At 64.9% G+C, this 17986-nt stretch carries 13 protein-coding genes and 1 other RNA gene; 8 read left to right on the forward strand and 6 right to left on the reverse strand.

From position 1 onward, the window contains the following. Positions 1 to 48: 48 nt before the first annotated feature. Complete coding sequence (gene gyrA / locus AC24R4_RS13045) at positions 49 to 2763, reverse strand: DNA gyrase subunit A (RefSeq protein WP_400391681.1); 2715 nt, start codon at positions 2761 to 2763, stop codon at positions 49 to 51. A 446-nt stretch (positions 2764 to 3209) separates the two neighbouring features. Here gyrA and ompA point away from each other — a divergent pair, with 446 nt between their 5' ends. The 4 genes from ompA to ssrA all read left to right on the forward strand — a co-directional run bounded on the left by ompA (position 3210) and on the right by ssrA (position 5884). After that, complete coding sequence (gene ompA / locus AC24R4_RS13050; RefSeq protein WP_066739225.1) at positions 3210 to 3866, forward strand: outer membrane protein OmpA; 657 nt, start codon at positions 3210 to 3212, stop codon at positions 3864 to 3866. A 173-nt stretch (positions 3867 to 4039) separates the two neighbouring features. Then, the gene (ubiG, locus tag AC24R4_RS13055; protein WP_400391678.1) at positions 4040 to 4777 is read left to right on the forward strand and encodes a bifunctional 2-polyprenyl-6-hydroxyphenol methylase/3-demethylubiquinol 3-O-methyltransferase UbiG; all 738 of its coding nucleotides are present in this window, start codon (positions 4040 to 4042) and stop codon (positions 4775 to 4777) included. Between the two features lie 2 nt (positions 4778 to 4779). Further along, a complete protein-coding gene (gph, locus tag AC24R4_RS13060) occupies positions 4780 to 5436 on the forward strand; it encodes a phosphoglycolate phosphatase (protein ID WP_400391719.1) in 657 nt (218 codons plus the stop codon). An 89-nt stretch (positions 5437 to 5525) separates the two neighbouring features. Beyond that, positions 5526 to 5884: a transfer-messenger RNA gene (gene ssrA / locus AC24R4_RS13065) on the forward strand. An 88-nt stretch (positions 5885 to 5972) separates the two neighbouring features. Here ssrA and AC24R4_RS13070 read toward each other — a convergent pair. Beyond that, positions 5973 to 6308 carry a hypothetical protein gene (locus AC24R4_RS13070; RefSeq protein WP_400391675.1) on the reverse strand — a complete coding sequence of 112 codons (336 nt, stop codon included), beginning with the start codon at positions 6306 to 6308 and terminating at the stop codon, positions 5973 to 5975. A 137-nt stretch (positions 6309 to 6445) separates the two neighbouring features. Further along, positions 6446 to 7759, reverse strand: coding sequence for a lytic polysaccharide monooxygenase (locus AC24R4_RS13075; RefSeq protein ID WP_487523211.1), 1314 nt, complete (start codon positions 7757 to 7759; stop codon positions 6446 to 6448). A 93-nt stretch (positions 7760 to 7852) separates the two neighbouring features. On the opposite strand from AC24R4_RS13075, the gene AC24R4_RS13080 reads away from it, so the two are divergent. Beyond that, on the forward strand, positions 7853 to 8260 hold the full coding sequence (locus AC24R4_RS13080) for a hypothetical protein (protein ID WP_400393477.1): 408 nt from the start codon (positions 7853 to 7855) through the stop codon (positions 8258 to 8260). Between the two features lie 61 nt (positions 8261 to 8321). Here AC24R4_RS13080 and AC24R4_RS13085 read toward each other — a convergent pair whose 3' ends face one another. Both AC24R4_RS13085 and AC24R4_RS13090 read right to left on the reverse strand, forming a co-directional pair. After that, positions 8322 to 8792 carry a cyanophycin metabolism-associated DUF1854 family protein gene (locus AC24R4_RS13085; protein ID WP_400393479.1) on the reverse strand — a complete coding sequence of 157 codons (471 nt, stop codon included), beginning with the start codon at positions 8790 to 8792 and terminating at the stop codon, positions 8322 to 8324. A 22-nt stretch (positions 8793 to 8814) separates the two neighbouring features. Next, on the reverse strand, positions 8815 to 11115 hold the full coding sequence (locus AC24R4_RS13090) for a cyanophycin metabolism-associated ABC transporter (protein ID WP_400393481.1): 2301 nt from the start codon (positions 11113 to 11115) through the stop codon (positions 8815 to 8817). 274 nt (positions 11116 to 11389) lie between these two features. Between AC24R4_RS13090 and cphA (AC24R4_RS13095) the strand changes: the two genes are divergently transcribed. From cphA (AC24R4_RS13095) to AC24R4_RS13105, 3 genes are all read left to right on the forward strand, one after another. Continuing rightward, positions 11390 to 14041 carry a cyanophycin synthetase gene (gene cphA, locus AC24R4_RS13095; RefSeq protein WP_400393483.1) on the forward strand — a complete coding sequence of 884 codons (2652 nt, stop codon included), beginning with the start codon at positions 11390 to 11392 and terminating at the stop codon, positions 14039 to 14041. 33 nt (positions 14042 to 14074) lie between these two features. Continuing rightward, positions 14075 to 16645 carry a cyanophycin synthetase gene (cphA, locus tag AC24R4_RS13100; protein WP_400393485.1) on the forward strand — a complete coding sequence of 857 codons (2571 nt, stop codon included), beginning with the start codon at positions 14075 to 14077 and terminating at the stop codon, positions 16643 to 16645. 161 nt (positions 16646 to 16806) lie between these two features. Continuing rightward, a complete protein-coding gene (locus AC24R4_RS13105; protein WP_400393487.1) occupies positions 16807 to 17307 on the forward strand; it encodes an SRPBCC family protein in 501 nt (166 codons plus the stop codon). On the opposite strand, the gene AC24R4_RS13110 is transcribed toward AC24R4_RS13105, so the two are convergent. Next, positions 17301 to 17960 (reverse strand): amino acid ABC transporter permease, encoded by a 660-nt coding sequence (locus tag AC24R4_RS13110; protein ID WP_092594902.1) that lies wholly within the window; start codon positions 17958 to 17960, stop codon positions 17301 to 17303. The two genes, AC24R4_RS13105 and AC24R4_RS13110, sit on opposite strands and share 7 nt — an antisense overlap. Positions 17961 to 17986: the final 26 nt, after the last annotated feature.

Genomic DNA, 17986 nt, shown 5'->3' on the forward strand with positions numbered 1-17986 from the left:
GAACGGCCGTCTGGCGAGTTCCGGCCGTCGTCCCGTTGTTGCAACAAATTACGAATTCGCGTCCGCGTCGGCGGCGCCCGCTCCGGTATCGCCATCCGCATTGGTCGCACCGCTGGCATGATCCGCCACGTCTTCGTCTTCGCCGTTGCTGCTGTTATCAGCATCTGACTCGACGATTCGCTGCAGGCCGGACAGCTTCGTCCCCTCGTCCACGTTGATCAGCGTCACGCCCTGCGTGGCCCGACCCATCTCGCGAATCTCGGCCACGCGGGTGCGGATAAGCACGCCACCCGTGGTGATCAGCATGATCTCGTCTTCGGGCGAAACCAGCGCCGCGGCCACCACCCGGCCATTGCGCTCGCTCGTCTGGATCGCAATCATGCCCTTGGTGCCACGGCCGTGTCGAGTGTACTCGGAGATCGGCGTGCGCTTGCCGTAGCCGTTCTCGGTGGCGGTCAGCACGCTGCCCACCGCGCCGATCGAAACGCCGTCGGCCGCCGCGCCCTCGCCCTCGGGCGTTTCCGCCGGGGCCACCAGCATGGCGATCACGGACTGGCCCTCGTCGAGGTTCATGCCACGCACGCCACGCGCCTGACGGCCCATCGGACGCACGTCGTTCTCGTCGAAACGCACCGCCTTGCCGGCATCGGAGAACAGCATCACGTCGTGCTGGCCATCGGTGATGGCGGCGCCGATCAGGAAGTCGCCCTCGTCGAGGTCGACCGCAATGATGCCGGCCTTGCGCGGGTTCGAGAAATCGGTCAGCACCGTCTTCTTGACCGTGCCGCGAGCGGTGGCCATGAAGATGAAGTGCTCGGCGTCGAACTGGCGCACCGGCAGGATCACGTTGATCTTCTCGCCGTCGGCCAGCGGGAACATGTTCACGATCGGACGGCCACGCGAGTTACGCGACCCTTGCGGCACTTCGTAGACCTTGAGCCAGTATAGACGGCCGCGATTCGAGAAGCAGAGGATGTAGTCGTGCGTGTTGGCCACGAACAGCGTGTCGATCCAGTCGTCTTCCTTGGTCGCCGTGGCCAGCTTGCCGCGGCCACCACGCTTCTGCGCGCGATATTCGGAAATCGGCTGGCTCTTCATGTAGCCCGAGTGCGACAGCGTGACCACCATGTCCTGCGGGGTGATCAGGTCTTCCGTGTCGAGTTCGGTCGCGTTGTGCTCGATCTGCGAGCGGCGCTCGTCGCCAAACTCGGCGCGGATGGCGCCCAGTTCCTCGGTGATGATCGTGGTGATGCGCTCCGGGCGGGCCAGGATGTCGAGCAGGTCGGCAATCAGGCCCATCACTTCGCGGTATTCCTGGACGATCTTGTCCTGCTCCAGGCCCGTGAGGCGTTGCAGGCGCATTTGCAGGATTTCCTGCGCCTGGCCGTCGGACAGGCGATACAGGCCATCGGGCTGCATGCCGAACACGGCCGGCAGGCCATCCGGGCGATACGAGGCGCGGCCGCCTGCCGTGTCGCTCTCGGCACGCGACAGCATTTCGCGCACCAGGCCCGAATCCCAGGCCTTGGCCATCAGCTCCTGCTTGGCCAGCGGCGGCGTCGGCGCAGCCTTGATGATCGCGATGAACTCGTCGATGTTCGCCAGCGCCACGGCCAGGCCTTCCAGCACGTGCCCGCGCTCGCGCGCCTTGCGCAGCTCGAACACCGTGCGGCGCGTCACCACTTCGCGGCGATGCGACAGGAAGGCATCCAGCATCTGCTTCAGGTTCAGCAGGCGCGGCTGGCCATCGACCAGCGCCACCATGTTCATGCCGAACGTGTCCTGCAGCTGGGTGTTCTTATATAGGTTGTTCAGCACAACCTCGGGCACTTCGTTGCGCTTGAGCTCGATCACCACGCGCATGCCTGACTTGTCAGACTCGTCGCGGATGTCGGAGATGCCCTCGATCTTCTTCTCGGTCACCAGCTCGGCAATGCGCTCGAGCAGGGTCCGCTTGTTCACCTGGTACGGCAGTTCATCGACGATGATCGCCTGGCGCGCGCCACGGTCGATATCCTCAAAGTGCGTGCGCGCGCGCATGACCACGCGGCCCCGGCCGGTACGGTAACCCTCGCGTACGCCCTGGATGCCATAAATAATGCCGGCCGTCGGAAAATCAGGCGCCGGTACCAGTTCGATCAGTTCGTCGACCGTGGTATCGGGATTACGGAGCAGATGCAGACAGGCGTCGACAACCTCATTGAGGTTATGCGGCGGGATATTGGTGGCCATACCCACGGCAATACCCGACGAACCATTGATCAGCAAATTCGGGATTCGCGCCGGCAAAATACCGGGCTCTTTCTCCGAACCGTCATAGTTCGGTTCGAAATCGACAGTTTCCTTGTCGATATCGTGGAGCATTTCATGGGCGATCTTCGCCAGGCGGATTTCGGTATAACGCATCGCCGCAGCGTTATCTCCATCCACCGAACCGAAGTTACCCTGGCCGTCGACCAGCATATAGCGCAGCGAGAAATTCTGCGCCATGCGGACGATCGTGTCGTAGACGGCAGTATCACCGTGCGGGTGATACTTACCAATCACATCACCGACGATACGCGCCGATTTCTTGTAGGCCCGGTTCCAGTCGTTATTCAGCTCATGCATCGCAAAGAGCACGCGCCGGTGTACCGGCTTCAGGCCGTCCCGGACGTCGGGAAGCGCGCGCCCCACGATAACGCTCATTGCGTAATCGAGGTAAGAGCGGCGCATTTCCTCTTCCAGCGAGACCGGAAGGGTTTCTTTGGCGAATTGATCCATTGCGGCGTGGTTTATGCGGCGGGTTTAAGCAAATGAAGCCCGTGAATCTGACGGCATGAAGTGACCATGCCGGCGACGGGCGAACATGGCATTCTATCACGCGCGGAACCCCTTCCCGCCCCCGCCGGAACCACCCCTCCACGGCCCCCGCCGGCGCACCACGCGCCCCACCCCGATGCCCTGCAACCCATACAGGACAAGGGTTTGCAGGCGCCGCAAGACCGATGTTGCACAAACACCACAGGCCTAAAACCACGTGGTTGAATCGAATATATTTACTTCTTAGGAAACGAGCCTTGTGGCACAATTCCCCAGCGAAGAGCCAGACATTGTTCGAAGTGGAGCATCCACCACATCGAGAATGTTATACTCCGAAGAATGTATGACTTGTTTTCGTCCATTTGCTCGCAGTAACCCTGCGGTGATCTCATCCTGAGAGGAGAAATATGAAAAAATTTGCCAAGCTCGCGCTCGTTGCAGCTACCGCAGTAATGGCTGCATCCGCTCAAGCCCAGTCCGTCCCCTACGAAAAGAAGGCAGTGAACGATAACTGGGGCAACGGTACGAGCGAGTACGTGTGGAAGAATGGCACGAACGAGCTCTGCTGGCGCGACAGCTCCTGGACCCCGGCAACGGCCAATGCCCTGTGCGATGGCGCACTGGCTCCGGCTGCTGCTCCGGCTCCGGCACCGACCCCGGTCGCTCCGCCGGTTGTGTCCAGCGAGAAGGTCACTTTTGCTGCTGACACCCTGTTCGACTTCGACAAGGCTGTTCTGAAGCCCGAAGGCAAGGCCAAGCTGGACGACCTGGTCTCGAAGCTGCAAGGCATCACGCTGGAAGTCATCATCGCCGTTGGCCACACCGACTCGTTCGGTTCGGACAAGTACAACGATCGCCTGTCGATCCGTCGTGCCGAATCGGTCAAGGCTTACCTGGTGAGCAAGGGCGTCGAAGCCAACCGCGTGTACACGGAAGGCAAGGGCAAGCGTCAGCTGAAGGTGGATCCGAAGTCGTGCAAGGGCAACCGCACCGCTCAGATCGCCTGCCAGCAGCCGAACCGCCGCGTGGAAGTCGAAGTGGTCGGCACCCGCAGCGCACGTTAATCGGATCCTCTCCGATGAAGAAAAGCCCAGCGTACGCTGGGCTTTTTTTTCGCCCTGCGGCCGACGGTTTTCGCCGGCAGCGCGTCAGACCCGCCATATTCGGCGCGGCACCGTTTTTTTGGTAAAGTTGCCGCAGCCTTCTCATCAGACCTGCCGCCTGCGCGGCGCCCACGATGTCGCATTCGACCACCCTCAACGCCTCGCCCCAAACTGGCCGCAATGCCGATCCCAAAGAGATCGACAAGTTCAGCGAGCTGGCCCACCGCTGGTGGGACCCGAACAGTGAATTCAAGCCATTGCATGATCTGAATCCGCTCCGCCTGGGCTGGATCGACGGTATCGCGCACCTGTCGGGCAAGCAGGTCGTCGATGTGGGTTGCGGCGGCGGCATCCTGTCGGAAAGCATGGCGCGCCTTGGCGCCACGGTCAGGGGCATCGACCTGTCCAGCAAGGCGCTGAAGGTGGCCGACCTGCACAGCCTGGAATCGGGCGTGGCAGTGACCTACGAGGAAATCGCCGTGGAAGACCTGGCGGCCCGCATGCCAGCCAGCGTCGACGTGGTGACCTGCATGGAAATGCTCGAGCATGTGCCCGATCCGCAGTCGATCGTTCGCGCCTGCATGACGCTGGTCAAGCCGGGCGGACATGTGTTTTTCTCGACGATCAACCGCAACCTGAAGGCCTACCTGCTGGCTATCGTCGGCGCGGAGTACGTACTGAACATGCTGCCGCGCGGCACGCACGACTATCAGAAATTCATCACGCCCTCCGAGATGGCACGCTTCGCGCGCAACGTCGGCCTGGAGATGGTCGAGATGCGCGGCATGACGTTCAATCCCTTGACGCAGATCTATTCGCTCAGCCGCGATACGGACGTCAACTACATGATGGCGTTCCGGAAGGTGGCATGACGATGGCGAAGTTCGACGCGGTTTTCTTTGATCTCGACGGCACGCTGGCCGATACGGCCCCCGACCTCGCGGCAGCGGCCAACCGGCTTGTCGTGGAGCACGGCATGGCACCCGTCGCCTACGAAAAGCTTCGGCCCGTGGCCTCGCACGGCGCGCGCGGGCTGATCGGCGCGGCCTTCGGCAAGCGTCCGGAAGACCCCGAATTCCCCGCGCTGCGCGATACCTTCCTCGATTACTACGAGGCCGACATCGCCGTGCATACCCGGCTGTTCGAAGGCATGGATGCAGTGCTGGCCAGGCTCGAGGCCGATGGCGTGCCCTGGGGCATCGTCACGAACAAGATCGCGCGCTTCACGGTGCCGCTGGTCCGGGCCATCGGCCTGGCACCGCGCGCCTCGGCCGTGGTCAGCGGCGATACCACGCCCCACGCCAAGCCTCACCCTGCCCCGCTGCTGCACGCCGCCGAACTGAGTGGCGTGGCCGCGGCGCGCTGCCTCTATGTCGGCGACGACCTGCGCGACATCCAGGCCGGCAAGGCCGCAGGCATGGCGACGGTCTCCGCCGCCTACGGCTACTGCGGCGACGGTGAGCCGCCCGAAACCTGGGGCGCCGACTACCTGATCCATCACCCGGCCGAACTGCTTGAATTGCTGGGATAAGCCCCCAGCTTGCACTACGGAACCGGAGACACGCCATGGGCGTCGAAACCGGGTACAATCCGTTTTCTTCGCGTTTCACAGCGCACATTGGGGCCGACCTGGTTTCGACGTGGGTTACGAAGCAGTGAGGGCATACCGAGGACCCGTCACCTCGTTAATCAATGGGAATGCAATAACTGCTAACGACGAACGTTACGCACTGGCAGCCTAAGGGCCGCCGTCCTCGCACTGGCTCGCTGACGGGCTAGGGTTCGCAAGAACCAGCGAGGTCATTTACGTCAGATAAGCTTCGGGAGTGTCACGGGCCCGAGGACGAAAACCTAGTGACTCGCCGTCGTAGAGCGTGTTCGTCCGCGATGCGCCGGTTAAATCAAATGACAGAACTAAGTATGTAGAACTCTCTGTGGAGGGCTTGCGGACGCGGGTTCGATTCCCGCCGGCTCCACCAGTACACCGCACCGCTCCGGGCACGCAGCACGTCCGGGGCCATGAAAAACGGGCCTTGCGGCCCGTTTTTTTATGCTTCGCGGTTCCGTTCAGTGCACCACCACCCCATCGACCGGCATGCTTTCGAGTCGGGCGGCGTAGTAGCGGTCCACGGGCAGGCTGACGCCCAGGTGCAGGTAAAGGCTTTTCGCGTGATCCACGGAGCCGATCATGCCCGGCATCCATAGCCGCTGCAGCCGCGCGTGCGACTCGCCCGAGTGTGCCGCGAAGGCCTCGACCCCGAATTCCTGGATGGCCTTGAACAGCACCAGCCCAACCAGGTACATGTCGCCCGTATCCAGCGCGATGGCTGCCTGGGCAGTCCAACGCTCGGCGCGATCTTCGATTTTTTCCGCCTCGGCAAACCGTTCCGTCATGGTCGGCATGAATGCGTCGCCTGGCGGGAGAAAGGTAAAACTCATCAGACGGCTCCTAACCCCGTATGCCAACAATGACGGCCAATTTCGCCGAAAACTGAAGCGATCGGAACAGATTCGAACAGTTTCCGGCGAAAAAACAACACTTAGCGGATCAAACGCCACAGGGCCGGTGTCACGGCAGGGGTCCATCCTGCACCGCGCCAGGCGGTATGACGTTGCAGGCAGACGTAGCGTTTGCCTTGGTACGTGACGGCCTGACCGATTTCATAGGCCGGCCCCTCGCGCCACGTATCGAGCGTGCTCCCGTCCGGCTGGCCCGTTGAAGCGGCGCCACCCCTGCCACTGCCGGAACGGCCGCTGGCGCTGGGCGCTTCCTTGTCGATCTCGAAGCGGTATCCGGGATACGACTTGCTCAGGTAGACGCGATTGGCCGTGGTGGAACTCAGCGGCACGATACTCGACGCGCCATTGCGTGCCTGCAACTCGCCGATGCGGAAGATCTGGGACTCGACGTTGACCTTCTGCGCCAGCTGATACGCCCACGTGCGCGCCTTGGCATTGGCGGCGGTGATCGTCAGCACATGCTTGCCTGCATCGCGCCCCATGGCGTCCATGGCCCGGAACGTCAGCTTGGTGCCCACCACCAGATCGCCCTTGGCCGCCAGCACACCTTGATCCTCCCAGCCAATCTCGCGCACCGCCAGACCGTCTCCGGGGAACTTGACGTCGGCGCACGCGTAGAACGCCTCGGGGCTGTCGCCGCGCTGCCAGATGCTGTAGATGATGTGGCTGCCCTTCTTGCCCGCCGGCAGTTGCACTTTCATGCGGTACTTGCCGCTTTCCTGCACCGCCTGCGCGCCGGGCACCGTCGCAAATTCTTCAAGATCGGCCCAGCGCAGCGGCATGCCGGGGTCCCAGTCATCGCGGGTGATGTAGTACTTGAAATACTGCGAGGCATGCGGCGCGGAAGCTCGCCAGACGAATGTGTAATCACCGCTGGCGGTGGGCACGATCGAGGTTTGCGGCCAGTCGAGCCGCGCAAGGTCCAGCCCGCGGAAGCTTGCCGATCCACCCGAGCAAAGCTCGCCATCGGCGATGAATGCGCGGTGATTGCCGGCGGCGCTGCCCTGGCGCACGCCGTTCCAGTCGTAGAACTGCTGCGCACCGCCGACCGCGCGCGCCGCCTGGCAGGCTCCCGATTTCGGTTGCTCGGCACCTTCGTTGTAGCAGGTCAGCACCCGGCTGGCGGGCAGCTCCATCGTGCCGTGTGCTTGCGCGGAAAGCGGCACAGCGGTCGCGGCAAGCGCCAGACAGGTGATACCGATTGCTTTATGGGACATCGCGATTTTCCTAAAAACGTGGTTCAACGTCCTCGCCTTGGGCGGGAACGGCTGCGCGATTTGACGCGCCTCACAACACTTCGGAAATCGGAATCGTCCTAAAATGGCCAGTGCCATGCCGGCGATCAATCCATCGGCAAAAACGAATCCATGCGGTTGGCGCCGGCATGAACGCTACAATAGGCCGTCGCTGTCCTACGCCCTGCCCTCATGTCCGACCACCCCCGTTTCACTGTCAGCCGATCCATGGTCATGCTCCTGCCCGAGCAACCCTTTCTTGACTGGATTCAGGCGGTGGACCCCGACCCCGTCCCCACGCTGACGCTCAGTGACGTGCGCGACGATGCGAGCGTTTTCCTGTTGCCCGCGGAGGTGGCCGACACGCCCGAGAACGCGCTGCGCTGGGTGGAAAAACGGTGGCGTCCGTTTTTCGAATTCATGCTGGGCGAGTGGTTCGACGATTCGGTCTGGCCCGAAGCGCTGTCGCTGTCCATGTTCCGCGACTGGTTCACGGTCCGCTTCCATTCGATGGTCTGGGACATGGCACCCGACGCGCCGCTCGAATACGAGGACTGGGACGACGAGGAAGACGACGACGCGCCCACCGTCCTGCACTGACCGCCCGCAAACAACAACGGCACGCCAAGGCGTGCCGTTTTGCATGCGACCGGAGGCGCGATCAGAGGAAGCGATCCAGAATCTTCCGGCTGTGCTTGTCCAGCGCGAACTGGTCGCGGATCAGGTAGTGGATGCCGTGGCTGTCCGAAATCAGCAATGTGGTCCCCGTCAGCCGCCGGATGTTCTCTTCGCCGCGCAATACCAGATCGGTCTGGCCGCGATCGGTCTGTACGGTCCACACGCTGGGTGTGGCGTAGGTTGATACACCCAGAATCTTCTGAATCTCGGGCATGAACTCGCGCGATGCCAGCTCGGCTTCGATCAACGCACGGGTCTGCGTGGGCAGTTTGTCCAGCCGCGGAATCCACGCCAGCTCCTTGCCATCGGTGCTCATCATCCCCACGCCATCGTCGGCAGCGGAAATGGGAAACGCGCGCACGGGCACCACGCCCTCGTGCTGGGCGCCGTCAGCCGTTGTCAGCACGAGCTTGCCGAGGCTGTTGCGGGACAGGTGGAATTCGGGCGTTTGCATGGCCGTTTCTTTAACTGATGGATTACTGGGCACTGACGGCCTCCGCGACTTCGGCACGGTTGCCGGCGCTCGTGTCATCGGGGTCGGTATCGACATTGCGCGCCTGCGCCTGATACAGCCTGTAGTACGCCCCCTCGCGCGCCAGCAGTTCGTCGTGGCTGCCCACTTCGACGATCTGGCCGCGGTCCATCACCACGAGTCGATCGGCCTTGCGCAAGGTGGAGAGCCGGTGCGCAATGGCGATCGTGGTGCGACCCTGCACGAGGTTGTCCAGCGCCTTCTGAATCTCCTTCTCCGTGGACGTATCCACCGACGACGTGGCCTCGTCCATGATCAGGATGCGCGGATCGATCAGCAGCGCGCGGGCAATCGAGATACGTTGCCGCTCGCCGCCGGACAGCGCCTGGCCGCGCTCGCCGACGAGCGAGTCATAGCCGTGCGGCAGCCGCAGGATGAACTCGTGCGCATGCGCGGCGCGTGCGGCGGCGATGATCTCCTCGCGCGTGGCTTCGGGCTTGCCGTAGGCGATGTTGTCGGCAATCGTGCCAAAGAACAGGAACGGCTCCTGCAGCACCAGGCCAATGTTCTGGCGAAAATCCGATACCGGCAGCGAGCGGATATCGACACCGTCCACCCGGATCGCGCCTTCCGAGACATCGTAGAAACGGCAAATCAGGTTCACCAGCGTGCTCTTGCCCGATCCGCTGTGGCCGACCAGGCCGATCATCTCGCCCGGCTCGATGGTCAGGTTCAGGCCGCGGATCACGGCGCGATTGCCATAGCGGAAGCCGAGGTCGCGCATCTCGATGGCGCCTCGCACATTCTCCAGGCGCACGGGCTTCTGCGGCTCGGGCACGCTCGACACGTGATCGAGGATATCGAAGATCCGCTTGGCGCCGGCGGCGGCTTTCTGGGTCACCGACACGATGCGGCTCATCGAATCGAGGCGCGTATAGAACCGGCTGATATAGGTCAGGAACGCCACCAGCACGCCGACGGTGATCGCGTTGTGGCTGACCTGCCAGATACCGAAGATCCAGACCACCAGCAGGCCCACTTCGGTGAGCAGCGTCACGGTTGGCGTGAACAGCGACCACACGGCGTTCACCCGGTCATTGATCGCAAGATTGTGACGATTGGCCTCGCGAAAGCGCACCACCTCGCGCTTTTCCTGCGCGAACGCCTTGACCACGCGGATGCCCGGAATCGTATCGGCCAGCACGTTGGTGATTTCGGACCAGATGCGGTCGATTTTCTCGAAGCCGTGACGCAGGCGGTCACGCACCATGTGGATCATCCACGCGATGAACGGCAGCGGCACCAGCGTGACCAGCGCCAGCCACGGATTGATGGAAATCAGGATGATCGACGTCATGGCGATCATCAGCACATCGGTGGCGAAGTCGAGCAGATGCAGCGACAGGAACACGCTGATGCGGTCGCTCTCGGACCCGATGCGGGCCATCAGGTCGCCAGTGCGCTTGCCGCCGAAGTATTCGAGCGACAGCTTGAGCAGGTGTTCATACGTGGTGGTGCGCAGGTCGGCGCTGATGCGCTCCGACACGCGCGCCAGCAGGTAGGTACGGGCCCAGCCCAGCGCCCAGGCCACCAGCGCGGCGCCCAGCAGGCCGGCCAGATAGAGTTTGACGAGGTGGTAGTCGATCGGCACACCGTTCTGATACGGGATCAGCACCTTGTCCATCAGCGGCATGGTCAGGTAAGGCGGCACCAGCGTGGCGGCCGTACCCAGCAGCAGCAGCGCGAAGCCGCCCAGCAGTTCCCAGCGGTAGGGCCGGGCAAAACGCCACAGGCGCAGCAGCGCCCAGGTGGAAGGCGGGGTCTCCAGCTCCCGGCTGCATTGCGGGCACTGCTCTTCTCCCGGCGGGATGGGCGCCTTGCAGGTCGGGCAGATCTCGGCATCGGGCTCGGCGGAATGCCCGGTGGCCAGCAGATTGCGGCGTGCATCGAACTGGTCGGCCAGCCGCAATGCGTCAGGATTGTAACCAAGCGTGTAGCGCCAGGTGGCCAGGCGCTCCCGGCCATCGCCCAGTTCCAGCGTGCCCACCCCGGCATGGTCGCCGTGGGCAAGCGTCAAATCAGGCGTGATGTCCCAGCTTCGCAGGGCGGTTTCCCCGGGGGCGCGACAGATCAGACGACGATCCGTCACAACCAGCCACCCTTGGGTAAAATGCAGCCTTGCGTCCAGGTCCAGCATGAGCCCGGCCAGGACGATTTCCCCGGGCAGCAGGCCGGCGCCGAGTTCGGCGGCCCAGGGACCTTGCGGGCCGGGGGGGTTGGAAGCAGACGGGGAGGACTGGGTCATTGTTGGCGCAAAAAGCGATAAAAGCGCGTCCGCAGACCCAAAAACAGATCAAATACGGACATAACTTGAAACAATTAAGCGGTTCGCCAGGCTGGCGGCCCGCAATTTTGCCCGCAAGTATACATAACGCAAACCCGCGGGCACCTTGGTGCGCTGCACAATGCGTTGCCGGTCTCAAAGGGTAATGACGGGTCAACCCTGAGGCTACAGTAACGTTAACGAAAGATTAGCTTTCCATTTCCCGGGCACTCGCCCACTGCCTCAAGCAAATTCAATGAAAAAGAAGGACATTGAGATTTTCGATGTCATGTCGCTGCGCGGCCCGAATATGTGGACATATCGGCCAGTGCTGGAGGCATGGGTCGATATCGGCGAACTGGAGGATTTTCCCTCCAACAAGATTCCGGGGTTCTACGAGCGCCTGTCGGCGTGGCTGCCCACGCTGATCGAGCACCGCTGCAGCCCGGGCGTGCGCGGCGGCTTCCTGATGCGGTTGAAGGAAGGCACCTGGCCCGGCCATATCCTGGAACACGTCACGCTTGAGCTGCAGAACCTGGCCGGGATGCCCGGCGGTTTCGGCAAGGCGCGCGAGACCCCGGTCCGCGGCGTCTACAAGGTCATCGTGCGGGCCTGGCACGAGCAGGTGACGCGCGCCGCGCTGTTTGCCGCGCGCGACCTGGTCATGGCCGCCATCGAGGACCGCCCGTTCGACGTGGACGCCGCCGTGGAAACGCTGCGCGACCTCGTCGACGAACACTGTCTCGGCCCCAGCACCGCCTGCATCGTCGATGCCGCCGACGACCGCGACATTCCGTCGATCCGCCTGTCCGACGGCAACCTGGTGCAGCTTGGCTACGGTGCGCGCCAGCGCCGCATCTGGACGGCCGAGACCGACCGCACCAGCGCCATCGCCGAATCGATCTCGCGCGACAAGGACCTGACCAAGTCGCTGCTGGAATCGTGCGGCGTGCCCGTGCCGGAAGGCCGCATGGCCGATAGCGCCGAAGACGCCTGGGACGCCGCCGAAAGCATCGGCCTGCCGGTGGTGGTCAAGCCGTACGACGGCAACCATGGCCGCGGCGTGTTCACCAACCTGATGACGCGCGACGAAGTGCTGACCGCCTACGCCGTGGCCATCGAGGAAGGCAACGGCGTCATCGTCGAACGCTTCGTGCCCGGCAACGAGCACCGCCTGCTGATCGTGGGCGGCCGCATGGTGGCCTGCGCGATGGGCGAGACCGCCTCCGTGGTCGGCGACGGCAAGCAGACCATCGACGAACTGATCGAATCGCAGATCAATTCCGACCCGCGCCGCGGCAGCACCGAGGATCATCCGCTGAACCGCGTACGCCTGGATTCGGCCGCGCGCCTGGAACTGAAGCGCCAGGGCTATGCCGATGGCAGCGCCGTACCGCCCGAGGGCCGCACCGTGCTGATCCAGCGCAACGGCAACGTGGCCTTCGACGTGACCGACCGCGTGCACCCGAGCGTGGCCGCGCATGCCGCGCTGGCCGCGCGCATCGTCGGGCTGGACATCGCCGGCGTGGACCTGGTGGCCGAGGACATCTCGCGCCCGCTCGCCGAGCAGCGCGGTGCCATCGTCGAGGTCAACGCCGGCCCCGGCCTGCTGATGCACATCAAGCCCGCCGACGGCGAACCGCGCCCCGTGGGTCCCGCCATCGTCGAGCACCTGTTCCCGACCCGCAACGGCGTGGCCGACGACGGCCGCATTCCCGTGGTGGGCATCACCGGCACCAACGGCAAGACCGTGGTGGCCAAGCTCGTGGCGCGCCTGCTGCAGTTGTCGGGCAAGCATACGGGCCTGTCGTGCAGCGATGGCCTGTTCCTGGACCGCCGCCAGGTGGAAAAGGGCGACCGTGGCGAAAAGGCTACCTGGGACGCCGGCCACCGCATCCTGATGAACCGCGCGGTGGAAGCCGCCGTGTTCGAGAACGACAGCGGCATGATCCTGTCGCAGGGCCTGCCGTACGACCGCTGCCAGGTAGGCGTGGTCACGAACTTCGGCCAGCCCGATCACCTTGGCGACTACTACGTCGAGGATGAAGACCGCATGTACAACGTGCTGCGCACGCAGATCGACGTGGTGCTCAAGACCGGCGCGGCCGTGCTCAACGCCGCCGATCCGCGTCTGGTCGAGATGGCCGGACTGTGCGATGGCGACGTGATCTTCTTCGGCCTGTCCGCCGACCTGCCCGCCATCGTCGAGCATCGCGCCGCCGGCCGCCGCGCCGTGTTCGTGCGCGACGGCAAGGTGGTGATGGCCACCGGTGCCAGCGAAAGCGCGCTGACCGACGTGTCGGCCATTCCGCTGACCTACGCCGGCCGGGTCGCCTTCCAGATCGAGAACGTGCTGGCCGCCGTGGCCACCGGCTGGGCACTGGGCATTTCCAACGACCTGATCCGCGCCGGCATCGTCACCTTCGACGTGGGCCAGGTGGACGTGCCGGGCCGCTTCACGTTGTTCGAGCGCCAGGGCGCCACGGTGATCGTGGACGATGCGCACAACGCGCCGGCGCTGGAAGCCATGGCCGCCGCGCTGGACCGCTTTCCGGCCGAGCGCCGCATGCTGGTGTTCGGTGCCGGCGTGCAGCGCCGCGACGAAGACCTGGTGCAGCAAGGCAAGGTCATCGGCAAGACGTTCGACCGCGTGTTCCTGTGCGAAGACCACAGCGTGCGCCGCGACCTGCCCGACGCCGAAGCCCGCGCGCTGCTGAAGAAAGGCCTGTACGAAGGCCGCCGCGTGACGAAGATCATCGACGAGGCCGGCCGGCGCGAGGCGGTGGAAGCCGCGTTGTCGCAACTGGTGGCCGGCGACCTGCTGGTCCTGCAGTGCGACGAGGCCTCGACCGAGAGCACCGTCGAGCAGGTACACCAGTGGATGGGCCGCAGCGGACGCCGCGCGTAATCCCGCCCGGAAGAACAACGGACAAACGATTCTATGGAAGTCTCTCGTATCCGGGCTCTGCGTGGCCCGAATCTCTGGTGCCGGCATACCGCCATCGAAGCCATCGTGGCGTGCTCGGACCAATCGCATCTGCTGGCCGAACTGCCGGGCTTCGAGGATCGGCTGCGCGCCCGCTTTCCGGCCATCCCCCCGATGCGCCCCGACGACGAGGCCGGCTCGCCGTCGATGGCCCACGCGCTGGAAGCCGCCGCGCTCGGCCTGCAGGCCGCCGCCGGCTGCCCGGTGACGTTCAGCCACGCCGCGCCGACGCTGGAACCGGGCACCTACCAGGTGGTGGTGCAGTACAGCGAGGAAGAAGTGGGCCGCCTGGCCTTCGAGCTGGCCGAGCAGCTATGCCTGGCCGCGCGCGACGACAAGCCCTTCGACCTGGACGACGCGCTGCATCGCCTGCGCGAACTCGACGAAGACGTGCGGCTGGGACCCAGCACGGGCTCGATCGTCTACGCCGCCGTGGCGCGCGGCATTCCGTATCGCCGCCTGACGCAGGGCTCGATGGTGCAGTTCGGCTGGGGCAGCAAGCAGCGCCGCATCCAGGCCGCCGAGACCGACATGACGAGCGCGGTGTCCGAATCGATCGCGCAGGACAAGGAACTGACCAAGGCGCTGCTGCATGCGGCAGGCGTGCCCGTGCCGCTGGGCCGGTCGGTGCGCAGCGCCGAGGAAGCCTGGGCCGCCGCGCAGGAGATCAACGGCCCGGTGGTGGTGAAGCCGCGCGACGGCAACCAGGGCAAGGGCGTGGCGGTGCGCATCCGCACGCGCGAGGAAGTGATGACGGCCTACGAAGTGGCCGCCGACATTTCGTCTGACGTGCTGGTCGAACGCTATATCCCGGGCCACGACTTCCGTCTGCTGGTGGTGGGCAAGCATCTGGTGGCCGCGGCGCGCCGCGATCCGCCGCAGGTCATTGGCGATGGCACGCATACGGTGCGCCAGCTCGTGGAGGAAGTGAACCGTGACCCGCGCCGCGGCGAGGGCCACGCCACGTCGCTGACCAAGATCCGCTTCGATGACATCGCGCTGGCCACGCTGGCCAAGCAGGGCCTGAGCGCCGATGCGGTGCCGGCCAAGGGCGCACGCGTGGTCCTGCGCAACAACGCCAACCTGTCCACCGGCGGCAGCGCCACCGATGTGACCGACGACGTCCACCCGGACATCGCCGCACGGGCGGTGGCCGCCGCCCAGATGGTAGGGCTGGATATCTGCGGCGTGGACGCCGTGTGCGAGACGATGCTCAAGCCGTTCGAGGAACAGGCCGGCGGCATCGTGGAAGTGAATGCCGCGCCGGGCCTGCGCATGCACCTGCAGCCGTCGTACGGCAAGGGTCGCGCGGTCGGCGAAGCCATCATCTCGACCATGTTTGCCGATGGCGACGATGGCCGTATTCCCGTGGTGGCCGTATCGGGCACCAACGGCAAGACGACCACCGTGCGCCTGATCACCCATATCCTGGCCTCCAACGGCCTGCGCATGGGCATGACCGGCACCGACGGCGTGTACATCCAGGGCCAGCGTATCGACACCGGCGACTGCAGCGGCCCGCGCAGCGCGCGCAACGTGCTGCTGCATCCCGACGTGGACGCCGCCGTGTTTGAAACGGCCCGTGGCGGCCTGCTGCGCGAAGGCCTGGCCTTCGACCGCTGCGACGTGGCCGTGGTGACCAACGTGGGCGAAGGCGACCACCTGGGGCTGTCGTACATCAGCACCGTGGAAGACCTGGCCGTGCTCAAGAGCGTGATCGTGCAGAACGTCGCGCCGCATGGCATGGCCGTGCTGAATGCCGCCGACCCGATGGTGGCGCGCATGGCCGATGCCTGCCCGGGTTCGATCACGTTCTTCGCGCATGATGCGGGCCTGCCGACCATGGCGTTGCACCGCGCCCAGGGCAAGCGCGTGGTGTTTGTCGAGGGCGCCGAGATCGTGGCCGCCGAGGGTGACACCAGCGTGCGGTTTGCGCTGGCCGATATCCCGCTGACGCGCAACGGCTCGATCGGCTTCCAGGTGGAAAACGCCATGTCGTCGATTGCCGCCGCCTGGGCGCTGGGCATCGACTGGAACGTGATCCGCCGGGCGCTGACCACGTTCGTCAACGACGCCGCCACCGCGCCGGGCCGCTTCAACGTGTTCGACTACAAGGGCGCCACGCTGATTGCCGACTACGGCCACAATCCCGATGCCATCCAGGCGCTGTGCAACGCCGTGGAGACCATGCCGTCGAAGAAGCGCGTGGTGGTCATCAGCGGCGCGGGCGACCGTCGCGACGAGGACATCCGCAAGCAAACCCAGATCCTGGGTGGCGTGTTCGACGACGTGCTGCTGTATCAGGACCAATGCCAGCGCGGCCGTGAAGACGGCGAAGTGCTGGCGCTGCTGCGCGAAGGCCTGGTCGGTGCGCAACGCACCAGCCATACCGAGGAAATCCGCGGCGAATTCCTGGCCATCGACACGGCGCTGGCACGCCTGCAGCCGGGCGACCTGTGCCTGATCCTGATCGACCAGGTCGAGGAAGCCCTGGACCACATCGCCAAACGCGTCGCCGGGCAGTAATCGGGCCCGCCCTCTCCGCCCTCTCCCGCCCGCCGGGAGAGGGTTTTCTCCCCCGCCTCGCCCCTTGCCGTCCACCGTCATTCGGTGCGACAGTATCCCGTACCGACTCCCCATCGCCACGCCCACGGCCGCCGCCCCGCCCGTCGACGAGGAGACCGCATATGTCTACGCCGCAAACCGTTGTCGTCACCTATATCGCCGCGACGGCGGAACAGGTCTGGCAGGCCCTGACCGACCCCGTGCTAAGCGTGAAGTACTTTTTCGGGCGCCGCGTCGAATCCGACTGGCAGGTAGGCAGCCCGTTCGTGCTGCGCATGGACGACGGCAAGGTCGATTCGCAGGGCGTTGTACTGGCCGCCGAGCCGCCCTACCGGCTGTCGGTCACGTGGCGCGTGGAATGGCTCGAAGCGTTCCGCCAGTTGCCCGAGGTGGTCGTCACCTGGCAGATCGACGCGCTTGGCGACCAAGCCGTGCGGCTGACGGTCAGCGAACGGCATCAGGAACCGGTGGACGAGCAGATCCTGCAGGGCGGGCGCAACGGCTGGCCGCTGATCCTGGCCGGCCTGAAGACGCTGCTGGAAACGGGGCGCCCGCTCAATGTCGAGGCGCCCAAGCCGCCGCCGGCCCCCTCGGCAAAATCGCCGGCGATGCAGGCTCAGTGACGCGTCGGCAGCGACAGGCGCCGTTCCAGCACGTGCTGGAACGCCGATAGGGCCGTACTGAGGATCCAGTAGATCGCGGCGGCCGCCAGATACAGCGGCAGCGGCTGGTAGGTGGCCGCAATGATCTCCTGCGACGTGCGCAGCAGTTCCGTCACGGTAATCACCGACACCAGCGACGTATCCTTGATCAGGCTGATCAGGCTGTTCGACAGGCTCGGCACGGCCAGCCGCAAGGCCTGCGGCCCCACCACGTGGCGCAGCGTCTGCACCGGGGTCATGCCCAGGCTGTAGGCGGCCAGCCACTGGCCGCGCGGCACGCCCAGGATGGCCCCGCGCATGCTTTCCGACAGATAGGCGCCCACGTTGAGGCTCAGCGTCAGCACGCCGGCGGGCGTGGGCTCCAGCGCAATGCCGATGCCCGGCAATCCGTAATAGACGACGAAGATCTGCACCAGCAGCGGCGTGCCGCGCATGATGCTGACGTACACGCGCGCCATCACTTTGAGAATCCGCTGATTTCCAATCCCCATCAGCGCCACCAAAATCCCGATTACCAGGCCGAAAGCCATCGACAACACGGCGAACTTCAGCGTGAGCAGCGTGCCCTGCAGCAATACGGGAAGCGAATCAATGACGAGCTGGAGGGCGGACATGGCTAGGCTGGGATCGGTCAATCTGG

This window comes from Cupriavidus sp. CER-90 (assembly GCF_057652055.1).

What these genes read in the sequence shown, in the direction of transcription:
- AC24R4_RS13080 (WP_400393477.1), top strand. Translation starts at nt 7,853, where the DNA reads ATGTCCGACCACCCCCGTTTCACTGTCAGCCGATCCATGGTCATGCTC.
- gyrA (WP_400391681.1), bottom strand. Translation starts at nt 2,763, where the DNA reads ATGGATCAATTCGCCAAAGAAACCCTTCCGGTCTCGCTGGAAGAGGAA.
- AC24R4_RS13105 (WP_400393487.1), top strand. Translation starts at nt 16,807, where the DNA reads ATGTCTACGCCGCAAACCGTTGTCGTCACCTATATCGCCGCGACGGCG.
- AC24R4_RS13085 (WP_400393479.1), bottom strand. Translation starts at nt 8,792, where the DNA reads ATGCAAACGCCCGAATTCCACCTGTCCCGCAACAGCCTCGGCAAGCTC.
- AC24R4_RS13075 (WP_487523211.1), bottom strand. Translation starts at nt 7,759, where the DNA reads ATGGCACTGGCCATTTTAGGACGATTCCGATTTCCGAAGTGTTGTGAG.
- AC24R4_RS13070 (WP_400391675.1), bottom strand. Translation starts at nt 6,308, where the DNA reads ATGCCGACCATGACGGAACGGTTTGCCGAGGCGGAAAAAATCGAAGAT.
- ompA (WP_066739225.1), top strand. Translation starts at nt 3,210, where the DNA reads ATGAAAAAATTTGCCAAGCTCGCGCTCGTTGCAGCTACCGCAGTAATG.
- AC24R4_RS13110 (WP_092594902.1), bottom strand. Translation starts at nt 17,960, where the DNA reads ATGTCCGCCCTCCAGCTCGTCATTGATTCGCTTCCCGTATTGCTGCAG.
- AC24R4_RS13090 (WP_400393481.1), bottom strand. Translation starts at nt 11,115, where the DNA reads ATGACCCAGTCCTCCCCGTCTGCTTCCAACCCCCCCGGCCCGCAAGGT.
- cphA (WP_400393485.1), top strand. Translation starts at nt 14,075, where the DNA reads ATGGAAGTCTCTCGTATCCGGGCTCTGCGTGGCCCGAATCTCTGGTGC.
- cphA (WP_400393483.1), top strand. Translation starts at nt 11,390, where the DNA reads ATGAAAAAGAAGGACATTGAGATTTTCGATGTCATGTCGCTGCGCGGC.
- gph (WP_400391719.1), top strand. Translation starts at nt 4,780, where the DNA reads ATGGCGAAGTTCGACGCGGTTTTCTTTGATCTCGACGGCACGCTGGCC.
- ubiG (WP_400391678.1), top strand. Translation starts at nt 4,040, where the DNA reads ATGTCGCATTCGACCACCCTCAACGCCTCGCCCCAAACTGGCCGCAAT.